We start from the raw sequence: 22,865 nt of genomic DNA on the forward strand, positions 1-22,865 counted from the left end.
AGACTCCCCGCCAGTCAGGGTGCCCCCTTGTCCCGCCTCTGTGCCGGGGCAAGGGGGCACCCTTCTCTGAGGCGTCCCCCGGGGCGTGGACACGGGGGTTCATGCTGCGAGTGTGAGTTTACGTCCTCGCTGGTACCGCTGTTCGAACTCAGCTGGCGAAAGGTAGTCGAGGGCACTGTGACGCCGTCGGGCGTTGTAGTAGGTCAGCCACTGGAAGATCTCCAGCCTCGCCTGACGCACCGTCGAGAACATCCTCTGGTGCAACGTTTCTCGCTTGAGTCCCTGCCAGAACGACTCGGCGAGGGCGTTGTCGTAACCCGAGCCGACCCGGCCCATGCTCCTGCGGATCCCGAAACGCTCACAGACCTGTGCGAACGCCGTCGACGTGTACTGCGAGCCCCTGTCCGCGTGGAAGATCACTCCGGTGACGCTGCCACCGCGGGTCGCCACCGCCATCGTCAGAGCGTCGATGACCAGTTCGGCGCGCATGTGCGAGGCCATCGAGTAGCCGAGCACCCGGCGCGAGCAGACCTCGATGACGCAGGCGAAATACAGCCACGTCCCGCCGACCTGCACGTATGTGATGTCGCCGCACCACTTCTCATCCAGCCGGGCGGCGGTGAACCGGCGCTGGACGAGGTCCGGGGCGGGCGGCGCGAGCCGGTCCGAAACGGTGGTGCGCTTGCGGCGCCGCAGGTGCCGTCCCTCGATACCGTGCCGTCGCATCAGCCGCTCGATGCGCTTGCGGTTCACGGTGCGCCCGAAGCCCCGCAGTTCGGCGTGGACACGGCGGACCCCGTAGGCTCCCTTGTGCGCGGTGTGTATCTCGCGGATCTCCGCGACGAGCGCGTCCACGGCGGCCTGCCGCTCTCGCGGGCTTTCGCGCCGGCGAGCCACCGGCAGTACCCGGAGCGGGAGACCCGAAGGACCCGGCATATCCGCTGAACGCCGAAGGTCTCGGCGTGGGCGGAGACGAAGTCCCAGCGGCGGGTCTTCACTTCATCTCCTTGGCGAAATAGGCCGCCGCCCGGCGCAGGATCTCCCGCTCGAGCTCCCACTCCTTCTCCGCCTTGCGCAGCCGACCGTTCTCGGCTCGTAGCCGGGCCAGTTCCTCGTTCTGGCTCTCCGTGTTCCGCCCGCCGCGGCTGTGATCGCGGCCAGCGTGCTCGTCGGCCTGCCGCACCCAGCTCCGCAGCGTCTCACCGGCGGTCACCCCCGACATCCGCTGCGACCGCTGCATACGTGCGCTTCCCGCCCGCCGCGCGGTACAGCGCGACGGCATCGTTCCTGAACTCCTCCGGATACGGAGACTTCCGTCCCATCAGGACACCCTTCCTCGGATCTGCAAGATCCATTGTCAGTGTGTCCACACCGCCGGGGTCGCTTCAGTGACCGATCGCGCTATGGGGGGTCAGCGGTTGCGCGCTCACATTCGTTCCGTGCCGAGACCTCGCGCAACTGCAGCCCGTTGCGCAGCACCAGCCTGCTGGCGTCCGTCAGCCACAGCCGGGCCCGGGTGAGGTCGTCCGGGTCCTCGCGGGCCCGCCGCAGGACCCGGCAGGCGTCGTGGAAGCTGTGGTACGCGCCGGCCAGCTGCTCCAGGTAGTGCGCGACCGCACCGAACGCCCCAGCTCACAGCCCACACACCACACCCACTACGAACCTCGCAATCACAGCCTGGGAGATGAGGGACAATGGGGGACGGCAGAGGAGTTGGGCCCCCGGCAGGCCGGACCGCCGGCCGGGGCCGGACCGTGAGGAGGCGCTGTGCCGGACCCGGTGGCCGCGTTGGCGATGACGGGAGCGACAACCATCGTGGCAGCCATGGCCACGAACGCCTGGCAGCTGGCCCGCACCCGGACCGCGGCGCTGTTCGCCCGGCGCGGGGGCTCCCTGCGGGAGATCGAGACGCAGCTCGAACGGAGCGCTGCCCGCGTGGACGCAGCCGGCGCGGACGGCGAGGCGGTGCGGTCGGGCCAGGTCGCACGGTGGCGGGACGACCTCGCCGACCTGCTGCGTGATCACCCGGGCACCGAGGAAGAACTCCAGGCTCTGATCGACGAGGTGCAGCGGCAGCTCCCGCCGCAGCGGCACCAGTGGATTCAGAACGTCAGCGCCCGGACGGGGGGCACGGCGTTCGGCGCCCTGGGCCCGGGCAGCAGTGTTCATGTGCATTACCACTCGGGCGCGGGGGACACGGAGGGCGCGGAGGACATCGGGTGAACGCCTCCCCGCCGGACTCCGATCCGCCGGGGACGTCCGGTGGCCCGGTACAGGTGGTTCGGGCGGAGAGCGGCTTCGCCTACGGGGTGATCGGCGCCGACATCCACGTCTTCGGCGACGGGGTGCCGCTGTACCTGCTGCAGAACTGGCGGCCGGCACCGGCGCCGGACCCCGCCTTCCTGCGTGAGCTGCCGAGCCGCCTGCTCAACGCGCGCTATGCGGTGGTGGATTTCACCGGCCGGGAGGCGGAGCTGGCGGACCTGCGCCGCTGGCGCGACGAGGGCCCCCGGCTGGCCGTCCGCTGGCTGCACGCGCCCGGCGGCCAGGGCAAGACCCGCCTGGCCGGCCGCATCGCGGCGGAATCGCTGGCCGAAGGATGGAAGGCGGTCACGGCCGTCCACGGACCCGGTACGGTCCTTCCCCCTCCGGGGAGCGAGGAACTGCGTCTGGACGGCGCAGCCGGCCTGCTGCTGCTCGTCGACTACGCCGACCAGTGGGCGGTGACCCACTTGAGCTGGCTCTTCAGCAACTCCCTGCTGCACCGGCCCGGGACACGCACCCGCGTACTGCTGATCGCCCGGAGCAGCGACAACTGGCCCGCCGTGCGGGCGGCACTGGCGCGGCTGGAGGCCGGCACCTCCACCCAGCGGCTGCCCGAACTGCCCAGTGGCACCAGTCGTCGCGCGCAGATGTTCACGGCGGCCCGGAACGCCTTCGCCGCACGCTACGCCCTGGACGAGCCGGGTCTTGTCGCTCCGCCCGCCTCGCTGGACCACCCCGACTTCGGGCTGACCCTCGCCCTGCACATCGCCGCGCTGGTCGCCGTGGACGCGTATGCGCACGGGACCCGCCCGCCCGAGGACCTGACCAGCCTGACCGTGTACCTCCTCGACCGGGAACAGGGCCACTGGGCAAGGCTGTACGGCGACGGCGGCGCGACCCACGACCTCGACGGCGCGCACCGCGCCTACCGCACGCCGCCTGCCGTGATGAACCGTACGGTGTTCGGCGCGGCGCTCAGCGGTCCGCTTCCGCGGCCTGCCGGGTCCGCGGTCGTGGCCGGACTGTGCCCGTCGATGGATGTGGACCAGGTCGTGGCCGACCACACGGCGTGCTACCCGCCCGCCGACCCGGCCCGGGACACCGTCCTGGAGCCTCTCTCCCCCGACCGGCTCGCCGAGGACTTCCTCGCCCTCACCCTGCCTGGTCACCGGGCCGACTATCCTCCCCAGAGCTGGGCGGCGCCCACCGTCACGCAGATGCTCGTCCGTGGTGAGGGTGAGGCCGCACCGGCCTGGCTCCGGCGCGGCCTCAGCCTTCTCGCCGCGGCCGCGGCCCGCTGGCCGCACGTCGGCCGGCAGCACCTGTACCCGCTGCTGCGGGACCGGCCGGGCCTTGCTGTCGCAGCGGGCAGCCCGGTCCTCACGGTCGTCGCCGATCTTCCCGACGTCTCGTCCGACGTCCTGCTCGCCCTCACCGGCGCCCTTCCCCAGGACGTACCGGCTGAACTGGCCGAGGGCGATGCCGCGCTCGCCGTCCGGCTCACGCCGTACCGCCTCTCGGTCAACGACGACCCCGCCGAGCGGGCGAAGATCCATGTCAGTCTCGGCGGCCATCTGGAGACTCTGGGCCGGACCGACGAGGCGCTGCGCGCTGTCCGGCGCGGCGTGGACCTGTGGCAGCGGCTGATCGACAGCAGCGAGGGGCCTGCGAGGATCAGCCATGAGATGTATCTCGCCCAGGCGCTGAACAACCTGAGTAACCTCCTGGCCGGTGCGGGCCGACAGGCCGAGTGCATCGGTGCGGGCATGACAGCGGTCGCGATCAACAGGCGGCTGTCGCGGGAGGATCCCGTGGGCGGGCACGACTTCCACCTGGCGCTCAGCCTCTCCAACCTCGGCAATCATCTGGCCGAGGTCCGCCGGCTGGAGGACGCTCGCACCGTGCAACTGGAGGCCGTCGACCTCTACCAGCGGCTGGCGAAGGCCGACCCCGAGCGCTGCGAGCCCGGTCTGGCGGTCGCCCTCGTCAACCTGAGCTTCGTGCTGTCCGACTTCGTCGGGGGCTCAAAGGTGGCTTTCGAGTACTTGCGGCTCGCTGCCGACATCTTCCGCCGACACGCCCGCGTGAACCCGGCGCGGCACGAAGCCCATCTCGCCACGGCGCTGATCAACGAGAGCTCGTACGCCGTGAGCGCGGCGGAGGAGGAGACCGACCCGGTGCGGGCCGAGGCGATGCGCGTGATCGCCATGCTCTGCGCGGACGAAGCCGAGTCCATCCTGCGCCCCCTCGCCGAGGCCGATCCGCGCGCCTACGACTCGCACCACGCGCTCTCCCTCGACCTGCTGAGGAACGCCTGGAGGCTGTCGGACAGCGTGCCGTCGGCGCTGGACGCCGCGCAGAAGGCCGTGCTGGTCCATCGCCGCCTCGTCTCCTCCTCGGCGTCCCTCGGCAGGATCGCAGGGCTCGTCCGAGCGCTGCGGGAGATGGCCGCACTGCTCCGGGCGGACGGCCGCGAGCAGGAAGCGGCCGCCGCGTGCGCCGAGGCCGACGAGCGAGAGGCCGAGGCGGGCACATGGATCTCGGACCTTCCCTGGGCCCACCCGCTGACGCCCGTCGAGATCCTGCGGGAGCGGATGCGTCAGGCGAAGCGCGCGAGCCCTTCGGGCGCGCGGACGGAACTGACGCACCTCGCCCAGCTGTTCCGACAGCCCGAGCCCCCCGACGACAGCCCCTTCCCGGACTTCGACCCGGACGGGCAGACGTACGCTCATGACCCCGGCCGCCGCAGCAGCCGGCCTGCGCGGGACTGGGGCGGCGCCGATGAGATCGACACGGCCGCGGACCGGTTCGTCCGTACCGGGGACTGGGCGGGCCTGTGGACTCTGCTCTTCTCCGTGCCGCTGCGCGACGCGATCCGCGTGGCCGGGAAGGCTCCGCCGGGGTTCTGGGCCGCCTTCGGCGTCCCGGACGGCCTCGCCTCGCACCTCATGGAAGCGAACCGGCGGCATGCCGCCTTACTGGCCCGGCCGCGCGGCCGGCCCGTGGTGCACCGGATCCCGGCCGTGGCCGTCACCGACATCTCCTTCGCGCACGGTCGCTCGGCCGTGCTGTCGCAGACGTTCACCGCTGATCACTCGTTGAACCTGATGGTCCACGACCTGAGGCGGTCGAAGGCGGTCCAGCTCTACCGGGGAGACGCCGACCACGACGGTCTGAGCTGTCTCGGCCCGGGGGAAGCGGTCGGGATCCGCGGCCGTACGCCCGGCAGAGGCAGTGACGCTGAGCTCGTCCGATACGCCGACGGCGCCACCACGGTCCTCGACCCGGGCCCCGGACTGAGCGGAGCCTCGACCGCGCCCACGGCATACGGGTTCGTCGCCGGACTGGGCCAGGCACCGGTCGCCCATGTCGGTGAAACCGGCGCACCCCTGCGGTTCGTCCCCCTCCTCGACACGGGGCTGTGGCGCAGCAGCCTCCTCGCCGTCGACGCCACCGGTACCCGGCTCGCCGTCAGCGACGGAAACCGAATAGCCGTGGCCGACGCGCGGCTGGAATCGGTCGAGTGCACCTACCAGGTCCCCGCCTACGTGGGCGGTGTCCAGGACCTCGCCTTCCTCTCTCCGACCGAACTCCTCCTCTCGGGTGCGGGGGGCGGCCTGGCCGTCTTCGAGACCCACGACGGCGAACTCCTGCTCCGCGCCGTGGTCCGCTCGCTGCGTCTGCGGCGCCTCTTCGTCATCCCGGCCTGGCACGTGGTGGGCGGCTGGGCGGGCGGGCTGGGACGGCCCCTGTTCTACGACGCGACGACGCTCGAACCCACGGCCATGCCGCTGGCCGCCATGGCCGCGGGCGCCGATCCCCTGCGGCTGTTCGAGTCCTCCGCCGATGGCCGGTACGTGCTGTACGACGGCTACGGCGACGGCGGCGACCGCATCCGGCACGACGGCCACGACGGCTACGAGGGGCCACACCATCTGGCCGTGCAGGACCTGAACCCACCGGCAGCCTGGCTCGAACGCCCTCTGGCAGCGATCACCGCCTCGGATCTGACCGCCCTGGACGACCTGCTGGCCGATCCCGCCGAACCCGGCGACCTGCGTCCCTTGCTGGAGCTCCTGCGCAGCACCGCGGCCCACCGGATCGGTTCCGGCCGCTGACCCGACTGCAGCCGCCGAATACTCGGATGCCGACGGCCGGCCGGGAGTGGCTCCCCCCTGCCCTCACCCGAGTGGCAGGGCACGGAGGCGGGACCGCAGAGCTGCCGCCTCCTGTGTGTGTCCATGGGCGGCAAGGGGGTCCACCATGCCGGCGAGCGCCCGGATGTGCGCGGTGAACGCTCCGGGCATCCGCTCGGCCAGGGACGGGTAGAGCGTGACGGACTCATGGGCGGCCTTCACCGCCTGCGCGACCTCGAGGTCACCGGCGACCCTGACCCGGGCGAACGACCACAGGGTGCGGGCCAGATCGCGCACGAAGGCCTCGAGGTCTCCGTCGGCCAGACGCCGGCGGACGGCCGGGTGACCAGGAAGAGTCAGGGCGAGGAAGTCTTCGGCGAGTTGGTCGGGGTCCCAGGAGACCCGCGTCGGCGGCCGTGAGTTGGAAGACTCTCACCATCGTTGGCGGACCACCTGATGTGGGGCCCTCGCCAAAGGCTCACTGCATGTTCTCAAGGTGCGGGTGATCGAAGGATGTGGGGCAGATATAGATCTGCATGTTGTAGCCGCGGCCGATCTGCACCATCGGCGGGTCTGATGGTTCACGCAGTCCGACGGGCCCCGAAGGTCCCTTCTGATCCTCGAGTGGGATCCAGCTGCCGCTCCCACCATCCCATTCTCCAGAACTCACGGTGAGCAGCGGCTGGTACGTGGCCCTACAGACATCGCAGTGCATGGGCCAGGGGTCACAGAAGCTCCACGGACCCCAGCCGCCGACTTTCCACCCCGGCGCGACGGAGTGTTCGTACTGGTAGTAGGCGCCGCCGGGGCTGCACTCCTCATCGGGGTCTTCTTCGGCCCACTGCTTGCGTCCCCAGTCGTACAGACGCTCCGCGAGTTCCTCGGGCAACTCATGGGGCGCGGGGTACTCGGTTACGACCTCGGGGTGGAGCACGCACGGCTCGGGAACGTAGTGCCCGTAGTGGTCCACATCGACCGGTTCCGGCGGATCGGCGAGCAGCTTGTCGACGCTCCTGGAGTCTCGCCAGACGAGGTGGGCTGCGGGAAGCCCCCCGTCGTGATCCAGGGGGCACCACAGCACCTGCAGCAGGTCCGTGCCCTCGGGACCGGCAAGCCCTGGTATGTCGCGAAGGTAGAGCTGAGCAACGGGGAGCAGCGCATTGGGGCCGGGGTGTGGCGGATGTCCTGCCTGGAGTTCGTCGAGGTACGCCCTTTGCTCGGGATCGAGGAGATTCTCACGAGGAGCGCGAGGACGCAACCAGGCTGCTTCGAGCAGCTCCCGGCGTTGACGGACGTCGTCAAGGGAGACAGGGAGCACGCGGTAGTGGCGGTGCTCCTTCGTGCAGACCGGCCACTCCTGGTCGGCTGGCCACAGCAGCGGACCGCCGATGGAACTCTCGTGGACAGTCGGCTCACCGGGGCGCGGGTGAAGGCGCACTGCCTGCCGTGCCAGCGGAGCCAGCTCTGGGAACACGGACGCGATCTCAGCAGGCCGGGGTGGTGTGGTTCTCGCCAACAGAACTCCTTCGACAGTCACGCGTGAGTTTCGGGCGGGACTCTATATGCCTGCGCTGACAGCCCCGGGGCCAGCCATGCCAGGGGGACGGCACTTGGGGATCAAGGTGCTGCGCCTGCCAGAGCAGTAGCGGAAGAAGGGGACCGCGACGGATGAAGCGGCGGGCGTAACGGCGCAGATGGTCCGCTCGGGCCGCGCCTTGGTGGTCGCGCCATCCGTGAGGCAGCTGCCGACAGTGCCCGGGGCAGCATGGTCGGCGACTACATCTCCACCTCCGTCATCAGCGGAAAGGCGGTCTCCGTGTTCACCGTCGGCAAGACCCCGGCCAACGGGCAAGCCTTCGGCGAGGGCCTCCACCCGCCGGCCCGCTCACCGTCACTGGCGGCAGCGCCGCCTCAACCACCCGCGGAGCTGTCACCGTCGCCGCACCGCACATCACGAGACCCCTGCCGACCCGGCGCTGATCCGGAACGGCACACGGTGCGCCCCTGCGGCAACGCCGGGGCGCACCGCCCATGTACGGGACAGGAACCGGGCGCCGCGCTGGGACGTCACAGTGGCGCGCGGCGACATGAGGAGGCAGTTGTGGCGCTGGAGCAGCCAGGACGCAGACCGGTACACGGACGGCCGTGGTTCGCGACCGCCGTCGTCGCGGTCGCCTGCCTTCTGAGCGCCTGTGGAAGCAGTGGTGGCGCCTCTCGGTCCGCATCGACCTCGCCGCGCCCCTACGCCGATCCGCACATCACAACACCGTCGGCGACCAGCATCGGTACGTCAGAGCCCCCGGCATCGCGGTCCACCTCGCCGCCGGCGACAGCACATCCCGGGACTCTGTCTCCGCCCCCGACGCACACCGCTTCGGCCCCTGCTACGGCCTCCGCCTCGTCGGGCTGCACGGCAGGCTCCGCCACGATCACACACAGTCCCGGGGACGCCTCCGTCCAGAACCTGTGCGTACGATCAGGCACCACGGTGACCGTCCTCCTGAAGCCCCGCGCGCACGGCACCTGGCCTCAGCCGCGCAGCAGCAATCCGATGCTGGCGCTGGTGACCTCGTCCGGCACCGACGACAAGGGCGTCTCCCGTGTCACGGTGCGTGCCGCACGGATCGGGGCGGTGACCGTGACCTGGGGTCCCGAGAGCGCGCGGCTCTTCACCCTTCGGCTGAGCGTGGCGGCACATCCGGTGCAGTGAGGCCGGACCTGAACGTCGGACGGCCGGTGCGCCCCGGGATCGGGGATCGCACCGGCCGTCGTCGTACGACAGGGTGTTACGGGGCGCGATCAGTCCTTACGGCCCTTGAGGCGTCGTACGTCGAAGGACCAGATGCCGCGTCCGTGGGTGGCTGCGTACAGCTTGCCGTCGGGGCCGAGCCGCAGCTGCATGACGGCCGTGGTGGGCAGGTTGTGCCCGAGGACCAGCCAGTTCTTGGCGCCGGTGGGACGGTAGAAGGTCGCCAGGTCGGTGCCGAGGGCGAGGCCGCCGTTCGGCAGGAGCTTGACGGTGTCGGCGGGGACGTCGGGAAGGTTGGCGGAGATGTCCCTCCAGCTCGCGCCGCCGTCCTTGGACTCGAAGACGTGGCCGACGCCGGCGCCGGGGCCCTCGGTGAACCGGCGGGAGAAGCCGTTGATGACCACGTAGACATGCTGGGCATTGGCCGGGTCGATCTCGAAGCCGGAGACGTAGCGGTTGGGGATGGTGCCGTCGACCGGCAGGTTCAGCTGGTGCCAGCCAGTGCCGTCGGCTTTGCCGACCGCGATGCCCCGTGTGAAGCCCTGGTTGTTGCAGGGGCCGCACCAGCCGACGTAGACCGTGCCACCGGAGGACGCCACGGCCGTGGCCGTGTGGCCCTCGCCGAGGTCGTAGGCGTTCGTCCACTCCTTGCCGGAGCGGATGGCGTAGCCCTTGTTGTTCACCCACACGTGCCGGCCGCCGGCGACCCAGGTGTTGGTGTTCTTGGCGTCGGCGGTGATCGGGGCGATGAAGCGGGCGCCGTTGCCGCCCTGGTCCTTGTCGGGCGGGGCGACCTCGTACTCGGTGGCCTTGGACGGGTCCGTGGACCAGGCACCGTTGTTCACGCCGCAGTCCTGGGTGACCCACATGTCCAGGTAGACGTACTCCTGGGCGATGTTGCAGCCGTTGGCGGGGTCGGTGACGGTGTCACCGCCGTCGCCACCGAAGTTGGAGCCCATGACCTTGTCACGGCCCCGAAGGATGGACTGGCCGTTGTCCTGCAGTCCGCCGGTGACCGAGACACCGCCGTACGTGAGGTCCTTGCCGACGCCCACGGAGTAGTACTGCAGGGTGTCGAGGGTGCCGTCATTGAGGGACTGCCAGTCCTTGGCGTGACCTCCGGAGTCGACCGCGCCGTTCAGCGGGCGGCGGTAGATGCCGCCGTCGTTGCCGACGTACGCCCACGTCTTGCCCTTGTAGCTGCCGATCGCGACCGCGTGCTGGTCGGAGTGGACGGTGGGCGAGCAGTCACCGGTCTGCTTGGCCGGGTCGATGCTCCAGCAGGGGAAGGGGAAGTTCCAGTACGGGCCGGGCACGGTCCAGCTCTGGCCGCCGTTCCTGGTCTCGAAGACCTCTTCCAGGCCGAGGTAGAGGTGGTCGGCGTTGGCCGGGTCGACCTGGAGGAACTGGTTGTACCAGGACTGGATGCCCGGCATGTAGCCCGCGGTCTGCAGGGCGGATCCGGACGCCTTCAGCTTGGTGTAGTCCGCGATCTGGGTCCACGGCCCGAAAGGCGAGCCGTTCTTGGACACGTACACGCCCTTGAGGCCGCTGTCCGGGTTGGCGGTCGTCTGTGCCGGGGACTGGTCGATGGCGTACAGACGCGAGCCGTCGGCCGCGGCGGCGAACGTCATGTTGCCGACGTCGGCACTGCTGGTCGGCAGGTCACCGAGACCGGTGACCGGCTTCCAGCTGCCGTCGTCCGCCTTGGCGTACAGCCCGTTGTAGGTGTCGCCGCCGCGCCAGCCGACCGCGAGGAGGACCTTGTTCGGGTCCTTGGGGTCTACGGCGATGTCATTGGCGATGTTCTTGTACGGCGCGCTCGGGTCATCCGCCTTCGAACCGCCCGGCAGATAGTCCGGGTCAGGGGCGAACTCCTGCTTCCACGGCCCGGACAGGGTGGTCGTGGAGTGTGACCAGACGCCGGTGCTGGTGGCCGCCCAGACCTTGGTGCCGGCGAAGCGCAGCGCATGGATGACCGTGGACTCCAGTTCGGCGCCGCCGACCCGGTCGCCGGGCTGGAACTGGCCGTGCCGGGGGTCCTTCAGGACGTACACTCCCGTGCCGACGAAGGAGGTCGCCCCGGTGTTGGACTCGCCGGTGGCGTACCAGAGCCGCTGCTGCTGGTCGAGGGCCAGGGTGCCGGTCGACAGCGACGGGAGCTTGTCGGAGATCGGCTTCCAGTGTCCGCCGCCGGTCGTGGACCGGAAGACGCCGCCGTTCGCGCCGCCTGCGTAGACATAGCCGTGGTCGTCGGCGGCAATGCCGGTGATCCGGCCGGTCACGTCACCCGCGCCACCGCTGGAGTTGGAGTTCACATCGCGGTAACGGGGGTCGTCGGAGTTGTACGCCTTCTTGGTGACGTGGTTCCAGCTGCCGCTCGTGTGCCGCATGGACTGAAGTTGCTGCCACGCCGCTCCGTAGGCGCCGGGCGCGACCACGCCAGGTGCGGTGCGGGCCTCGGTGAACTGGGCGGTGGCCTCGGCGGAGTTCTCCGCCTCGTCGGCGCCGCCGTCGTCGCCCTCCACGGCGAGCGCGGACATGCCATGGCCCGCGTGCACCGCCTTGATGTGCTGTCGGCCGATCGCGGCCTGGTGGCGTGCCTGCCAGGGCCGGGGTCTTGCGTTGTTCGACGCCGCGAACGACTGGGTGCTTACCAGTCCGAACGCGGCCGCTACGACGGTGCAGGTCATGAACCGTCGTCGGTGCTTCGGGGGCAACATGCCCTCTCCTCCCTGCACCGGGCATATGGGGGTGTCCCGGCGCAGAGGGGATCTTGGCGTGACCACAACAGTCACACAAAGGGATCACAGGAAAAATGACACGTTGTTTACCGTGCGCCTCACGTGAGCCAGAAGTTGCGCTCGTCGCCGCCCCCTTGGGGCTGTACGTCGATCAGCGATCGAACCGGTGCGGCCGGGCTACCAGGGATCCTGTCGCGCGCGCTGGGGCCATGGCCGTAGCAGAAGGTCCGTAACCCGTCCGGGTGGGCAACAGCCCGCTGTAGGCGTCCGTGGAGTCCTGCGGCGCGCCGGCGTTGGTCTCGATGAACAGCGGCCGTACGGCGTAGCGGCCGTCCGTGGCGAGGCCCTCGTAGTCGCCGAGGAAGTGACCACCGGCGTACGGGGCCTGGAGCCAGTCGAAGACGCCGGAAACGCGGCGCTCGGCGGCACGGTCTTCCGCACCGCGGGGGAAGGTGACGAGCCAGGCCGCGGTGGGCAGGGTCGTGGTGTTCCCGGCGGTGAGGTAGCGCAGGTCGTAGTAGGTGATCGCCACCGTGCCTCGTGCGTCCACACTGATCGAGGGCGTGAAGGCGGGCGCGGAGGGCACAGAGTTGGCCCGCCTCGGGGCCGACCAGCTCCGGCCGCCGTCGGTGGAATGGATCAGTTCCACGGAGTCGTGGGCGCCGCCGCTGAAGTCCGAGCCCTCGTAGGCGACGTACAGCTCACCGGTGCGCGGGTCGATCGCGACGTTCGGCAGGTCGCCGCCCGCCCGGAGTGACTTGGTCGCGTCGGTGGGCGCGTTGGGGTCGACCTCGGGCGCGGCCGTGTCCTTGGCGATGGTGACCGGCTTGCTCCACGTGCGGCCCTGGTCGGTCGACTTGACCATGGCGAAGTGCAGGTCGGTGGGGGTGAAGGTGCCGGTGCTGTAGTCGATGTCGTAGGTCTGCCAGTCGAAGACGTCGTAGAGGGTGTCGGTGCGCGGGTCGACGACGATGACGTTGCCGATGGTCTGCGAGTGCGGCACGACGGAGGTGTCCACGAACGGACGGGCCGGCGACCAGTGCCGGCCGCCGTCGCGGGTGACGGAGATGTAGGCGGGCCCGTCGTAGACCTTGGCGGCGTCGTCCTCGTCGATGCGGTCCCAGACCTGGTAGGCGACGCCTGGGTGGACGGGGTCGGCGGTGACGGCGTTCTTGTCGTCGGTGAACTGGGCCTGGGTGTCGTCGATCAGCGGGCTGGTGTGCCTCCAGGTGTGTCCGCCGTCGTACGACGTCGAGGCGGCCACGCCGTTGCGCGCGTCGGTCGCGTCGAACACCAGCCCGCTGGCGTACACGGTGCCGTCGGGCCCGGTGCTCACCCAGCCGTCGGACGCACGCTGGTAGTCGAGTCCGCCCCGGGCGCAGTGCGAGAACGGGAGCGGGGTCTCGGTGAAGTGTCGGCCGTCGTGGGTGTACGTGGCGGTCAGTCCGCGGGCTCCGCCGTTGGACCAGCGGTCCTGCTGGAAGATGCCGACCGCGTCGCGCGGGTCGCGCGGGGAGGCGGTGACGTACGGCTCGTCCTCCGCGGACAGGTAGTTCGTGCCGGTTCCGTCGCCAGTGATGTCACAGGCGGCATAGGGATCACTCGGCGAAACCAGGTGGACGGGCCGACCGCTGCCCGAGGCCGCCGCACTGCCCACCGCGGCGACGAGCAGATACGCGGCAGCGGTGGCCACGAGAGACGCTCTTGTACGTGTGCGCATGGCTGTTCCCCCAACTCCGCAGTGACGGATCGTCATGGGCTGTGCTGGCGCAGGAACGGTCCCGGGGTCTCCCGGACAGGAGTCGCCCGGCGAGCCTAGCCCCGCGCCGTGCGGCCGGAGTCGGAGGAAGTGGTCAAGGACACGTCAATACTTGGTCTGGGGCGTGATCACGGCGAATGCCCTGCTCCGTGGCAAGCGGAGTCACGGATGCAGGACCTCCGGGAACCGGCCGAGCGCCGAGGTGGCGTCGGCCAGCGCGAGTGCCCTCCCCCGATGCCTCACCGGGCTCGTCGCAACGTGGGGCTGACCTTCGCCGGCCGCGGTCTTGTCCTGCTGGCAGCGCCGGTCCTGCCCACGCTGGTCGCCTATGCCATCGGCGGGTTGCTCGCCGTTCTCACGGTTCGCGAATCCGCCGCCGAAGCGAGCACCCGCCGCTGGCCGCACGAGCACCCTCCGGGAACATGACGCAGGGCAAGGACCGTGCACTGCCCGTCGAGCACCGTGCAGCGTGAAGTCGCCGGTGGGTGTGCGCGGGCGCGAGATGCTCGTGCTGGTCACGGGCGGGTGCCTTCCGCCACTGTGCTGCCACCGGCGAGGCGTCGTCGGCGACAGCGCCGGTTTCAGGCCCGCGACGGCGACTGAGGGAACGAGAGCGAGGTGACGGCGGCCCTCGGCGAGCGAGTGGCAGCGGTGGAGGCGGCATCAGTGCCGACGCGCTGAACCGCCCAGTTCAACCCAGCGCCACCCCAGCGTCGGGACCAGTGCCCCGCCGAACGTCAGGCTGAGCGCCAGCCCGAGCCTGGGCGGCGGTGTGCACGTCGACCGCGCTGCGTATCCGCTCGCGCGGTGCGCTGGTGGTCACCAGGGCGACGCTGTTGGCCTGCATCATGGCCGCGCAGACGGCCTGGGCCACCCGGAACGCGACAAGTGCGAGCGGTGAAGGCGCGAGGCCGCAGGTGGCGGAGGCCAGGGTGAAGACGGCGAACCCGTACGGGTACAGCAGCTTGCGGCCGTGCGCTTCGGCCAACCGACCGGCCGGGACCAGCAGGGCCACCAGTGCCAACAGGTAGGCCAGTGACACCCACTCCACCGCGGCGAGCGACGTGTGGAACTCCGTGCGCAGGCTGCCGTAGGTCAGCGTCACGATGCTGGCGTCCAGCTGCCCCATGAACGCGCCGAAGCAGACCGTCCCGACGGCCAGCCGCCAGGCGTGCGGCCGCGAGCGTATCCCCTCGGGGCGCGGCCGGCCGTGAACACAGTGGACCGGTTCGCCCGCGGCGGGTGCCGACTCATGCGCCGGTGGCCGAACCCCGGGCCATATCGGTCACCGAAGTATTTTTGCTGACGTCCTGTCTCGGGTCCGCGGCAGCTCCACCCGCTCCGTCCGGATAACGGAGTCGAGGAATGTCCATGGCCGGGCAGCACGAGAACGCAACAGGCGCCCGCAGCAGCGGCGTTGGGGCAGGCAGCACAAGCCGGTGCGCTGCCTGCCCAGGCACGAAGGCCGCCCTCAGTCCGGCTGAGGCCGGGCCAGGCCGTGGTCGTAGGCGAAGATCACCGCCTGGACGCGGTCACGGGCTCCGATCTTGGACAGGACGCGCCCCACATGCGTCTTCACCGTGGACTCCGACAGGACGAAACGCTCGGCGATCTCGCCATTGGTCCAGCCCTTGCCGATGGCGACGAGGATCTCGTGCTCGCGGTCGGTGAGGGCGCTCAGGCGCGGATCCTCGGTGGAGCGGTCGCGGCCGGATGGCACGAGCCGGGCGAACTCGTGCAGCAGGCGTCGGGTGAGGGCGGGGGCGATGACCGCGTCCCCGACGGCCACGGCGCGGATGCCCGCCAGGAGTTCCTCGGGGCGGGCGTCCTTGAGGAGGAAGCCGCTGGCTCCGGCGCGCAGGGCCGCGTGGACGTACTCGTCGAGGTCGAAGGTGGTCAGGACAAGGACGCGGGAGCGGTCGCCGGCGGCGACGATACGGCGCGTGGCCTCGATGCCGTCCATGCCCGGCATGCGTACGTCCATGAGGACGACGTCCGGGCGGAGTTCGGCGGTCTTGCGCACGGCTTCGGCTCCGTGGGCCGCCTCTCCGACGACCTCCGTCTCGGGTACGGAGTCCAGAAGCATGCGGAAGCCGTAGCGCTGCAGCGGCTGGTCGTCCACGACGAGCACGGTGGTCACCGGCCACCGCCCTGGGGGGCGAGGTCGAGGGTGGCGCGTACCGTCCATCCCGGTCCCGCGGGACCCGCGCTGACGTGTCCGCCGTAGAGAGCTGCTCGTTCCCGCATGCCCACCAGGCCATGTCCTTCCTCGTTCGCCCTGCAGGGACGGCCGACCGGTGCGGGCGGGCCGGAGTCCTGGACCGTGATGCTCAGCCGTGTTCCCTCCACAACGATGGCCAGGTTCGCACGGGCGCCCGCGCCGGCGTGTTTGAGGGTGTTCGTCAGGGCCTCCTGCACGATGCGGTAGACCGTGAGCTGTACCCCGCTGTCGAGCGCGTCGACGTCACCAGCGGTACGGTAGACGACCTCCAGACCGGCGGCCCGCACGCCCTCGCACAGGGCGTCGATGTCCGGGAGACCGGGCTGCGGGCTCAGTTCTGGCACACCCCGCGGGCCGTCCACCTCGCGGAGCACGCCCAGCACCCGCCGCAGTTCACTCAGTGCCTGGCGACCGGTGTCACCGATGAGGTGCAGGGCTTCCTTTCCCCGCTCCGGTGCGACGGCGGTGGCGTAGGCGCCCGCGTCGGCCAGGGTGATGATGACGGACAGGTTGTGGCCGACGATGTCGTGCATCTCGCGGGCCACCCGCGTCCGCTCGGCCGCGACGGCGAGCCTGCCCCGCTGGTCACGTTCGATCTCCAGCCGGGCCGCGCGGTCCCGCAGCCCGGCCAGCTGGGCCCGCCTGATGCGGATCATCAGGCCGAGCGCGAGGGCCGCGGTCGCCGTGCTGAGCAGAAAGAACAGCGCGTCCCAGACGGACACCGCCGCCGAGACGCGCGCCGCGACCAGGCCCAGCGCACCCGCCATGGTCGCGCAGGCCCACGGCAGCTGCCGCAACCGTCCGTGCAGCGCCAGGCTGTACAGGCCGATGAGGAGGGCAACGTCCGCACGGAGCGCGACACCGAGGGACCACTGCACGACGAACACGGCCGTGACGGCGCCGAAGGCCACCGCGGGCGCCCGTCTCCGCCACAGCAGGGGCAGCACCAGCCCGGCCTGCAGCGCGAGCATCCCGACCGTGGGCGGGCGGGTGAACACCAGGTGGAAGCGGCGCGGGCCGTCGCCGTCCCCGTCCATCCCGTGCAGCAGGTCCGGCAGGCAGAACATCAGGAAGACCAGCACCACCACCGCGGTGTCCAGCACCCACGGACGGGTCCGGTCGGCGTGCCGGAGGCGCTGGCCGGCCCGGCCGAGCCGGGCGACCAGCGGCCCCATCCCGCCGAGGTCATCGATGGTCACGGAGTTCACCAGACCATGATGCCGGTGGCTGCTGCTCAGACGTCGCTGCGCAGGAGCCGGTACGCCGCCCCCGCCAGCGCCAGCGCCGTCCAGCCGAGGAAGACCAGAAGCCCGGCGGAGGGCGATAGAGTGGTGGAGTCGTGGGTCAGCGCGAAGATCGACTCGCCCGCGTGGCTCGGCAGGTAGGGGTCGATGTCACCTTGCCACGAGGTGGGCAGCAGGGAGACCAGCCCGGGCACCAGCATGAGGGCGGCGACCAGGACCGAGATGCCGCCGGCGACGGACCGCAGCAGCGCCCCGAGGGCGGCTCCGATCACGCCGACCAGGCCAAGGTAGAGCCCGGCGCCCAGCAGGCTGCGTACGACGCCGGCGTGACCGAGGCCCATGGCGGCGGGTGTGCCGGACACGATCTGACTGCCGATGAGGAAGGCGACGAACGCGCCGACCGTCGCGACCACCAGTGCGACCACTCCGTACACCGCCGCCTTGGCCCACAGCACCGGCAGCCGGCGCGGTACGGCCGCGAGGGTCGAGCGGATCATGCCGGTGGAGTACTCCCCCGCCGTGACCAGCACGCCGAGCACGCCGAGAGCCAACTGCGCGAAGTTCGTGCCGAACAGCGACAAACTCACTGCCGTCGCGGTGGCGAAGTCGCGGTCCATGTGCCGACCGGAGTCAAGATTGGACTTGTAGTGGCTCGCCGCGATGACACCGAATGCGACCAGGAACAGCAGGCCGAGGCCGAGGGTGATCCAGGTGGACCGAAGGGACCAGAGCTTGGCCCACTCCGAGGCCAGCACGCGTCGGCCGGTCACCCGGTAGGCGGGGCGGACCCGATCGGCCGGAACGGTCTCAGGAGTCTCAGAGGTTGCCGTGAGGGTGCTCATGCCGCGCTCCCGGAGGTCTCGGTGCCGGTCGTGGCGCCGTGGTACTCCACGGCGTCCCTGGTCAGTTCCATGAATGCCTCCTCCAGCGACACCGCCTTCGTGCTCAGCTCGAACAGCGGGATCCCGTGCTCGGCCGCCGTCAGCCCGATCTCCCGGGCGGACACCCCGGTGACCTGCAGTTCTTCGGAGCCGACGCGGCCGGTGATCTCCACGCCCGGCCCGGCCAGCACCTCCCGCAGCCGCGCGGGGTCGTTCGTCGCGACCCTCACGGTGTCGCCGCCGGCCTCGCGGATCAGGTCGGTGACAGTCGTGTCGGCCAGCATCCGGCCCCGCCCGACGATGATCAGATGGTCCGCCACCAGCGCAACCTCGCTCATCAGATGCGAGGAGACGAACACCGTGCGCCCCTCGGCCGCAAGGGAGGTGAGCAGGTTCCGGATCCACAGGACGCCCTCGGGGTCCAACCCGTTGACGGGCTCGTCCAGCATCACGGTCTGCGGATCACCGAGCAGCGCCGCCGCGATGCCGAGCCGCTGCCCCATGCCGAGCGAGAAGGCACCCGCCCGCTTCCTGGCGACGTTGCCGAGACCGGCGAGTTCGACGACCTCCTCGACCCGGCGACGCGGAATGCCGTGGGTCAGCGCGAGCGCACGCAGGTGGCTGTAGGCCGAGCGACCCGGATGGATCGACTTCGCCTCCAGCAGCGCCCCGACCTCCTGCAGCGGCGCCCGGTGACGGGCATAGTGCTGCCCGTTCACCGTCACGGAGCCGCTCGTCGGCGCGTCGAGGCCGACGATCATACGCATCGTCGTGGACTTGCCCGCTCCGTTGGGGCCCAGGAATCCGGTCACCGTACCCGGCTTCACGGTGAAGTCCAGACCATCGACGGCTGTCTTCTCCCCATACCTCTTGGTGAGCTGCTGGGCCTCGATCATTCGCGTTCCCTCTCTCGGACCGACGGCGTCCGGGCACCCCCGACGCCTCCTCCGCCACGCTAAGACCACGATCTCCCCGATCCGGTGGTACCCGGGGACCGAACACCGCCGGGCGGGTGGTACCGGGGTACTACGACTCCGGCAGCGTCGTGGATTCGAAACGGCGACGAGGCACGACCGAAACCGCACTGTCCATGATCATGAACTGAAGTCGGATGCCGAGGACCCTGCCCCGCCGCCACTGCGCCCGCCTGCCCTCATGGGGCATGACTGGCTCTTCGGACAGGGCAACGTGCGCAGGCCTGCCTTGATCGTCTCTCCGACACCCTGACCTGACCGTCCAGGATCTCCCTTACGAAAATTTTCATAAGCCTCCTCTATGGGAGAGTGACACTGGGGTGGTGAGGGTCAGGCCGGTGCCGGCTGTGAAGCCGTTGAGGGTGTCTGGCCGGTACTGAAGGCGCTTGAGCCTGTTGCGTACGAGTACTTCGAGCCGGTCGAGGGCGACGACGGCAAGGTTGGCCAGGCTGTGTTGGACGTGTGCCCATACCCACTCGACAGGGTTGAGATCGGGTGAGCAGGCGGGCAGGAGGAACACCGTCAGCCACTCTCGCTCAGCGATCAGCTCGCCCATGGCACGGGAGACGTGGGTGTTCAGGCGGTCCCACACCCATACGACCGGCGCCCTGACGAGCTGGTGGACGCCGTCGATCAGCGCGCTGAAGTCCCGCTCGCCCACGCTGCGGCGTTTGCCTTTGCCCGCCCGGTGGGTGCGCAGGCGGTGGCACAGCTGCGATGAGCCGCCTCGTTGACAGCCGTCAGGCCGGGTGGCTGTCGAGCGCGGCGAGCAGCCGGCGTGCGGGCCATGTCGAGCCCTGAGTCAGACAAGGTGGGGCTTTCGGTCACGCCGACACTCCCCTGAACCCCTGAGCTCGCGGCCCTGTCGTCGCCCCGCATTCCGCGGTGGGACGACTGTGCCCTGGGGGCTGGCCGCGGTGACGAGATGACTTTCTCGTGCTTCTCCTCACCTCGGAGCCTTCGATGCCTCTTCCGCTGTACCTGCTTGCCCGGGCCGTGTTCGCCATGGGTGCCCCGGAGTTCATGCTCGCCGGTCTGTCGCCGGACATCGCCTCAGATCCCGACGTCACGGTCGGGACAGCAGGCGTGCTCACCTCGGCCTTCGCAATCGGCATGATCGTCGGCACCCCCGTCGTGGCCGCGCTTGCCCGTAACTGGCCCAGGCGCTCCAGCCTTCTGGGGTTCATCCTCGCTCTCGCGGCAGCTCACGCCGTTGGCCCCATCACCACCAGCTTCCCCGTCCTGTTCGCCACCCGGGTCGTCGCCGCCCTCGCGAACGCCGGGTCCCGGCCGTCGCTCTGGCGGCTGCCGCCACGCTGGTCTCGTCCGACAAGATGGGACGTGCGCCGGCCGTGCTGCTGTCAGGCACGACGAGGGCCGTGATCGCCGGTGTCCCCGGTGGGTCGGTACTCGGCACGTTGCTCGACTGGCGGGCCACCTTCTGGGTCGTCGCCGCTCTCTGCCTGCCCGCGGTTCTCGGCATCCGGAAGGGGACGCCCACGGAACGTGTGACGGAAGAGCGATTGACGGGCCGGCCTTGCAAGCGTGCACGTTCCCCGCCGCAGTCTTCGCACGCTCCCCGATCTCGCGGGCCTCCCGCCAGCAGCGGACCAGCCCTGCACACCTCGGCGCAACGGCAAGGTCGAGCGCTACCAGCGCATCCGCGCCGAAGGCTGCTCTACGCCCGCCAGTGGACCTCCGAGGAAGAGCAAGCCCGGGCGATCAGGGTCTGGAACGTCCACTTCAACTGTCACCGGCCGCACGCCACCGCCGGTCATCGCCTTCCCGCCCACGTCTCCGCACGAGCGTCACGAACGTCATGGCCGGCAAAAGCTAGGCCTACCCGGCGAGGGGATGCCTTCACGTCTCGGCGCGGCAGAACTTACGGTTTGCGGGTTACCCAGAGCAGTTCCGCCGGCCAGCGGTGTGCCCAGTCGGGTGGGTCGGTTTCGTTGTAGCCGTTGGGTGTTCCGAGTTCGGGCCGCGGTTCGATGAGGTCGTCGATGATGAGGCCCGCGCCGCGCAGGACCTTGACCCAGTCGCCGTAGGTGAGCTGGTAGCTGGTCGCGCCGTCGCCTTCGGCGATGGTGTTCAGCCCGAAGTAGTCCTGCTGCAGCGTCGTGGTCACGCGGCCGGCGGCTTCGTCGTAGCAAGCTTCGAACCATGGGCTGGCGACGTTGAACACCAGGCGCCCGCCTCGGCTCAAGACGCGTGCGGCCTGTGGGACGACCAGGTGCGGGGGCGCCCAGCTGAGCCCGCCGAAGTCGCAGAACACCAGGTCGAAGCTGTCGGCGGCAAAGGGGAGTTGTTCGGCGGCGCCTTGCACCAGCGGGTAGCGAGACGCTCCCATGGCGCGGGCCGCTGCGGCGAGTTGGGCTTCGGACAGGTCGAGCCCGACCACGGTGGCGCCCTCGGCGGCGAGCGCCCTGGACCACTGGCCGGCGCCGCAGCCGAGTTCGAGGACGCGCTTGCCGGTGACGTCGCCCAGGGCGTGCAGCTGCGCGTCGGGGATGGAGTACATGCCCCACAGCCGGGGTGTGGCGCCGATTTGCGGGTCGTGCTCGTGCTGGTAGGCGCTGCTGATCTGGTTCCAGAGCCGCCGGTTGGCGGGGATGCTGTCCACGTGCCGACTCCAGCACTGCCAGCCGGGGGCGGTCAACACGATCAGGGCACCGGCCGGCCCTCGCCTCGGTCCGGCCCTGGCTCGGCCCGTGATCCGGCGGACGAGCCCCAAAGGAGGGTGGTGTTGCGGGAGTCGGTGGTGGTGGCGACCTGGTCCAGGTCGGTGTACGACGTGGTGGTCGTCCCCTGGTCCGGGTCGGTCGATGTGACCTGGCGGCCGAACAGGTCGCAGGTGTAGGCCGTCGCGGAAGTCGGTGTGCCAGGTCGCGACGCAGGCGACGGTGCCGGCGGCAGAGGCGGACCGGCGGTGTTCCACGCGTCCTGCGCCACCTCGGCGCTGATCCGCTTAACGAGGGTCTCCTCGAGGTTGAAGAAGTTGTTGTTCCACTCGGTGAAGCAGGCGAAGCGGTCGGCCGTGAGCACCGCGGCGATCTCGTCGAACACCTCCTGCGGCACGCCTTGCGGGGTGTCCGGGGTCTTGCGCACGTAGGGCGGGACGCCGGAGACGATCGCTGCGCGCCGGATGCGGCCGGAGCCGTAGGCACCGAGGTAGCGGGCGATCTCGCCGCCGCCCATCGCGTACCCGGCCAGATCGGCCTCGGGCGGGTCGAGGTGGGTGAGCAGCTTGTCCAGGCAGGCGAAGGTGTCGTAGCCGGTGGCCGGGCGCCCGGAGCGGCCGAGGCCGCGCCGGTCGTAGGTGACACCCGGGATGGTGTTGGACGCGACCGCGGCGGTGCGTGCCACGGGCACGTCAGTGACCCCAGGGCCGGCGGCGCGGCCGCCGACCGGTGAGCGGGTGTCCATCTGGTGCGTCGCCATCGCATTCCGCGTGAGGGTGGCCCACCTTTGTATGCGGCCCTCGACGACACCGGCGACGCACCGAAGTCTGTCCCATCGTGTGACTGGCGATTGTCCGGGGCGGCGAAGCGGGCAGACTCCCACGGGTCGTGCGCGCTGACGACGGTGACCTCCGCCCTGCTGCCGCGGCGCAGGCCGTGCAGTCGATCGCCGTTCACGACGCGGGCCAAGGGATGGACCTGTGCTCCCGCCGGACCGGCTCGAGAACGGGGTGGGAAAGCGCGGGGTGCGCTCGAGCTCGCCGTGATGGATGTACGCGTCACCCGCGTGCGACCGCCATCGGCCGCCGCTGTCGCCCACGGCGGCACCCGCGTGTCCCGCCGAGTGGCCAGGGGGCAGCGGCACCCGCAGCAGCCCGCCAGCTTTTGCGGCCGCGCCACTGTGAACCGAGCTGATATGGAAACGGCCGCTG

The 22,865-nt window shown here is 70.5% G+C and carries 16 protein-coding genes and 4 pseudogenes; 6 read left to right on the forward strand and 14 right to left on the reverse strand.

Annotated features, from left to right (window positions below):
* Positions 1-99 precede the first annotated feature (99 nt).
* Positions 100-1,322 (reverse strand): annotated as a pseudogene (locus AC5WRT_RS31665) (IS3 family transposase).
* A gap of 79 nt (positions 1,323-1,401) precedes the next feature.
* Positions 1,402-1,602 carry a DALR anticodon-binding domain-containing protein gene (locus AC5WRT_RS31670; RefSeq protein WP_496100844.1) on the reverse strand — a complete coding sequence of 67 codons (201 nt, stop codon included), beginning with the start codon at positions 1,600-1,602 and terminating at the stop codon, positions 1,402-1,404.
* 222 nt (positions 1,603-1,824) lie between these two features.
* On the opposite strand from AC5WRT_RS31670, the gene AC5WRT_RS31675 reads away from it, so the two are divergent.
* Positions 1,825-2,223, forward strand: a complete 399-nt coding sequence (locus AC5WRT_RS31675) for a hypothetical protein (RefSeq protein WP_496097545.1) — start codon at positions 1,825-1,827, stop codon at positions 2,221-2,223.
* Positions 2,220-6,383 (forward strand): hypothetical protein, encoded by a 4,164-nt coding sequence (locus AC5WRT_RS31680; RefSeq protein WP_496100836.1) that lies wholly within the window; start codon positions 2,220-2,222, stop codon positions 6,381-6,383. The genes AC5WRT_RS31675 and AC5WRT_RS31680 overlap by 4 nt, the downstream gene beginning before the upstream one ends.
* A 63-nt stretch (positions 6,384-6,446) precedes the next feature.
* Here the strand turns inward: AC5WRT_RS31680 and AC5WRT_RS31685 are convergent, their stop codons facing one another.
* Both AC5WRT_RS31685 and AC5WRT_RS31690 read right to left on the reverse strand, forming a co-directional pair.
* Entirely contained in the window at positions 6,447-6,698 is a 252-nt protein-coding gene (locus tag AC5WRT_RS31685) for a hypothetical protein (protein ID WP_496097543.1), read from the reverse strand.
* 181 nt (positions 6,699-6,879) lie between these two features.
* Complete coding sequence (locus AC5WRT_RS31690; protein ID WP_496097542.1) at positions 6,880-7,875, reverse strand: hypothetical protein; 996 nt, start codon at positions 7,873-7,875, stop codon at positions 6,880-6,882.
* A 1,014-nt stretch (positions 7,876-8,889) separates the two neighbouring features.
* Here AC5WRT_RS31690 and AC5WRT_RS31695 point away from each other — a divergent pair.
* Entirely contained in the window at positions 8,890-9,111 is a 222-nt protein-coding gene (locus AC5WRT_RS31695) for a hypothetical protein (RefSeq protein WP_496097541.1), read from the forward strand.
* 89 nt (positions 9,112-9,200) lie between these two features.
* Here the strand turns inward: AC5WRT_RS31695 and AC5WRT_RS31700 are convergent, their stop codons facing one another.
* The gene (locus AC5WRT_RS31700) at positions 9,201-11,873 is read right to left on the reverse strand and encodes a glycosyl hydrolase (protein ID WP_496097540.1); all 2,673 of its coding nucleotides are present in this window, start codon (positions 11,871-11,873) and stop codon (positions 9,201-9,203) included.
* Positions 11,874-12,045: 172 nt separating this feature from the next.
* On the reverse strand, positions 12,046-13,614 hold the full coding sequence (locus tag AC5WRT_RS31705) for a sialidase family protein (RefSeq protein ID WP_496100837.1): 1,569 nt from the start codon (positions 13,612-13,614) through the stop codon (positions 12,046-12,048).
* 297 nt (positions 13,615-13,911) lie between these two features.
* Here AC5WRT_RS31705 and AC5WRT_RS31710 point away from each other — a divergent pair, with 297 nt between their 5' ends.
* Complete coding sequence (locus AC5WRT_RS31710) at positions 13,912-14,079, forward strand: hypothetical protein (protein WP_496097538.1); 168 nt, start codon at positions 13,912-13,914, stop codon at positions 14,077-14,079.
* Positions 14,080-14,344: 265 nt separating this feature from the next.
* On the opposite strand, the gene AC5WRT_RS31715 is transcribed toward AC5WRT_RS31710, so the two are convergent.
* The 6 genes and pseudogenes from AC5WRT_RS31715 to AC5WRT_RS31740 all read right to left on the reverse strand — a co-directional run.
* Entirely contained in the window at positions 14,345-14,782 is a 438-nt protein-coding gene (locus tag AC5WRT_RS31715) for an MFS transporter (protein WP_496097537.1), read from the reverse strand.
* 342 nt (positions 14,783-15,124) lie between these two features.
* Positions 15,125-15,793 carry a response regulator gene (locus AC5WRT_RS31720; RefSeq protein WP_496097536.1) on the reverse strand — a complete coding sequence of 223 codons (669 nt, stop codon included), beginning with the start codon at positions 15,791-15,793 and terminating at the stop codon, positions 15,125-15,127.
* Positions 15,790-17,073 carry a sensor histidine kinase gene (locus tag AC5WRT_RS31725; protein WP_496100845.1) on the reverse strand — a complete coding sequence of 428 codons (1,284 nt, stop codon included), beginning with the start codon at positions 17,071-17,073 and terminating at the stop codon, positions 15,790-15,792. The genes AC5WRT_RS31720 and AC5WRT_RS31725 overlap by 4 nt, the downstream gene beginning before the upstream one ends.
* A gap of 35 nt (positions 17,074-17,108) precedes the next feature.
* A complete protein-coding gene (locus tag AC5WRT_RS31730) occupies positions 17,109-17,960 on the reverse strand; it encodes an ABC transporter permease (protein WP_496097535.1) in 852 nt (283 codons plus the stop codon).
* Complete coding sequence (locus AC5WRT_RS31735) at positions 17,957-18,895, reverse strand: ATP-binding cassette domain-containing protein (protein WP_496097534.1); 939 nt, start codon at positions 18,893-18,895, stop codon at positions 17,957-17,959. Before AC5WRT_RS31735 ends, AC5WRT_RS31730 begins: the two co-directional genes overlap by 4 nt.
* 364 nt (positions 18,896-19,259) lie before the next feature.
* A pseudogene (locus tag AC5WRT_RS31740) lies at positions 19,260-19,730 on the reverse strand (transposase); the annotation flags it as partial.
* 206 nt (positions 19,731-19,936) lie between these two features.
* Between AC5WRT_RS31740 and AC5WRT_RS31745 the strand changes: the two are divergent.
* Both AC5WRT_RS31745 and AC5WRT_RS31750 read left to right on the forward strand, forming a co-directional pair.
* Positions 19,937-20,517 (forward strand): annotated as a pseudogene (locus AC5WRT_RS31745) (MFS transporter); the annotation flags it as partial.
* 70 nt (positions 20,518-20,587) lie between these two features.
* Positions 20,588-20,810 (forward strand): annotated as a pseudogene (locus tag AC5WRT_RS31750) (integrase core domain-containing protein); the annotation flags it as partial.
* A gap of 45 nt (positions 20,811-20,855) precedes the next feature.
* Here the strand turns inward: AC5WRT_RS31750 and AC5WRT_RS31755 are convergent.
* A complete protein-coding gene (locus AC5WRT_RS31755; protein WP_496097533.1) occupies positions 20,856-21,596 on the reverse strand; it encodes a class I SAM-dependent methyltransferase in 741 nt (246 codons plus the stop codon).
* A 41-nt stretch (positions 21,597-21,637) separates the two neighbouring features.
* Entirely contained in the window at positions 21,638-22,339 is a 702-nt protein-coding gene (locus tag AC5WRT_RS31760; RefSeq protein ID WP_496100838.1) for an alpha/beta fold hydrolase, read from the reverse strand.
* Positions 22,340-22,865: the final 526 nt, after the last annotated feature.

Source organism: Streptomyces sp. NTD91, from assembly GCF_059510455.1.

Excerpts from the sequence above, each read along its gene's own strand:
- AC5WRT_RS31715 (WP_496097537.1), bottom strand. The coding sequence starts at position 14,782 with ATGGGGCAGCTGGACGCCAGCATCGTGACGCTGACCTACGGCAGCCTG.
- AC5WRT_RS31735 (WP_496097534.1), bottom strand. The coding sequence starts at position 18,895 with ATGATCGAGGCCCAGCAGCTCACCAAGAGGTATGGGGAGAAGACAGCC.
- AC5WRT_RS31730 (WP_496097535.1), bottom strand. The coding sequence starts at position 17,960 with ATGAGCACCCTCACGGCAACCTCTGAGACTCCTGAGACCGTTCCGGCC.
- AC5WRT_RS31705 (WP_496100837.1), bottom strand. The coding sequence starts at position 13,614 with ATGCGCACACGTACAAGAGCGTCTCTCGTGGCCACCGCTGCCGCGTAT.
- AC5WRT_RS31675 (WP_496097545.1), top strand. The coding sequence starts at position 1,825 with ATGGCCACGAACGCCTGGCAGCTGGCCCGCACCCGGACCGCGGCGCTG.
- AC5WRT_RS31700 (WP_496097540.1), bottom strand. The coding sequence starts at position 11,873 with ATGTTGCCCCCGAAGCACCGACGACGGTTCATGACCTGCACCGTCGTA.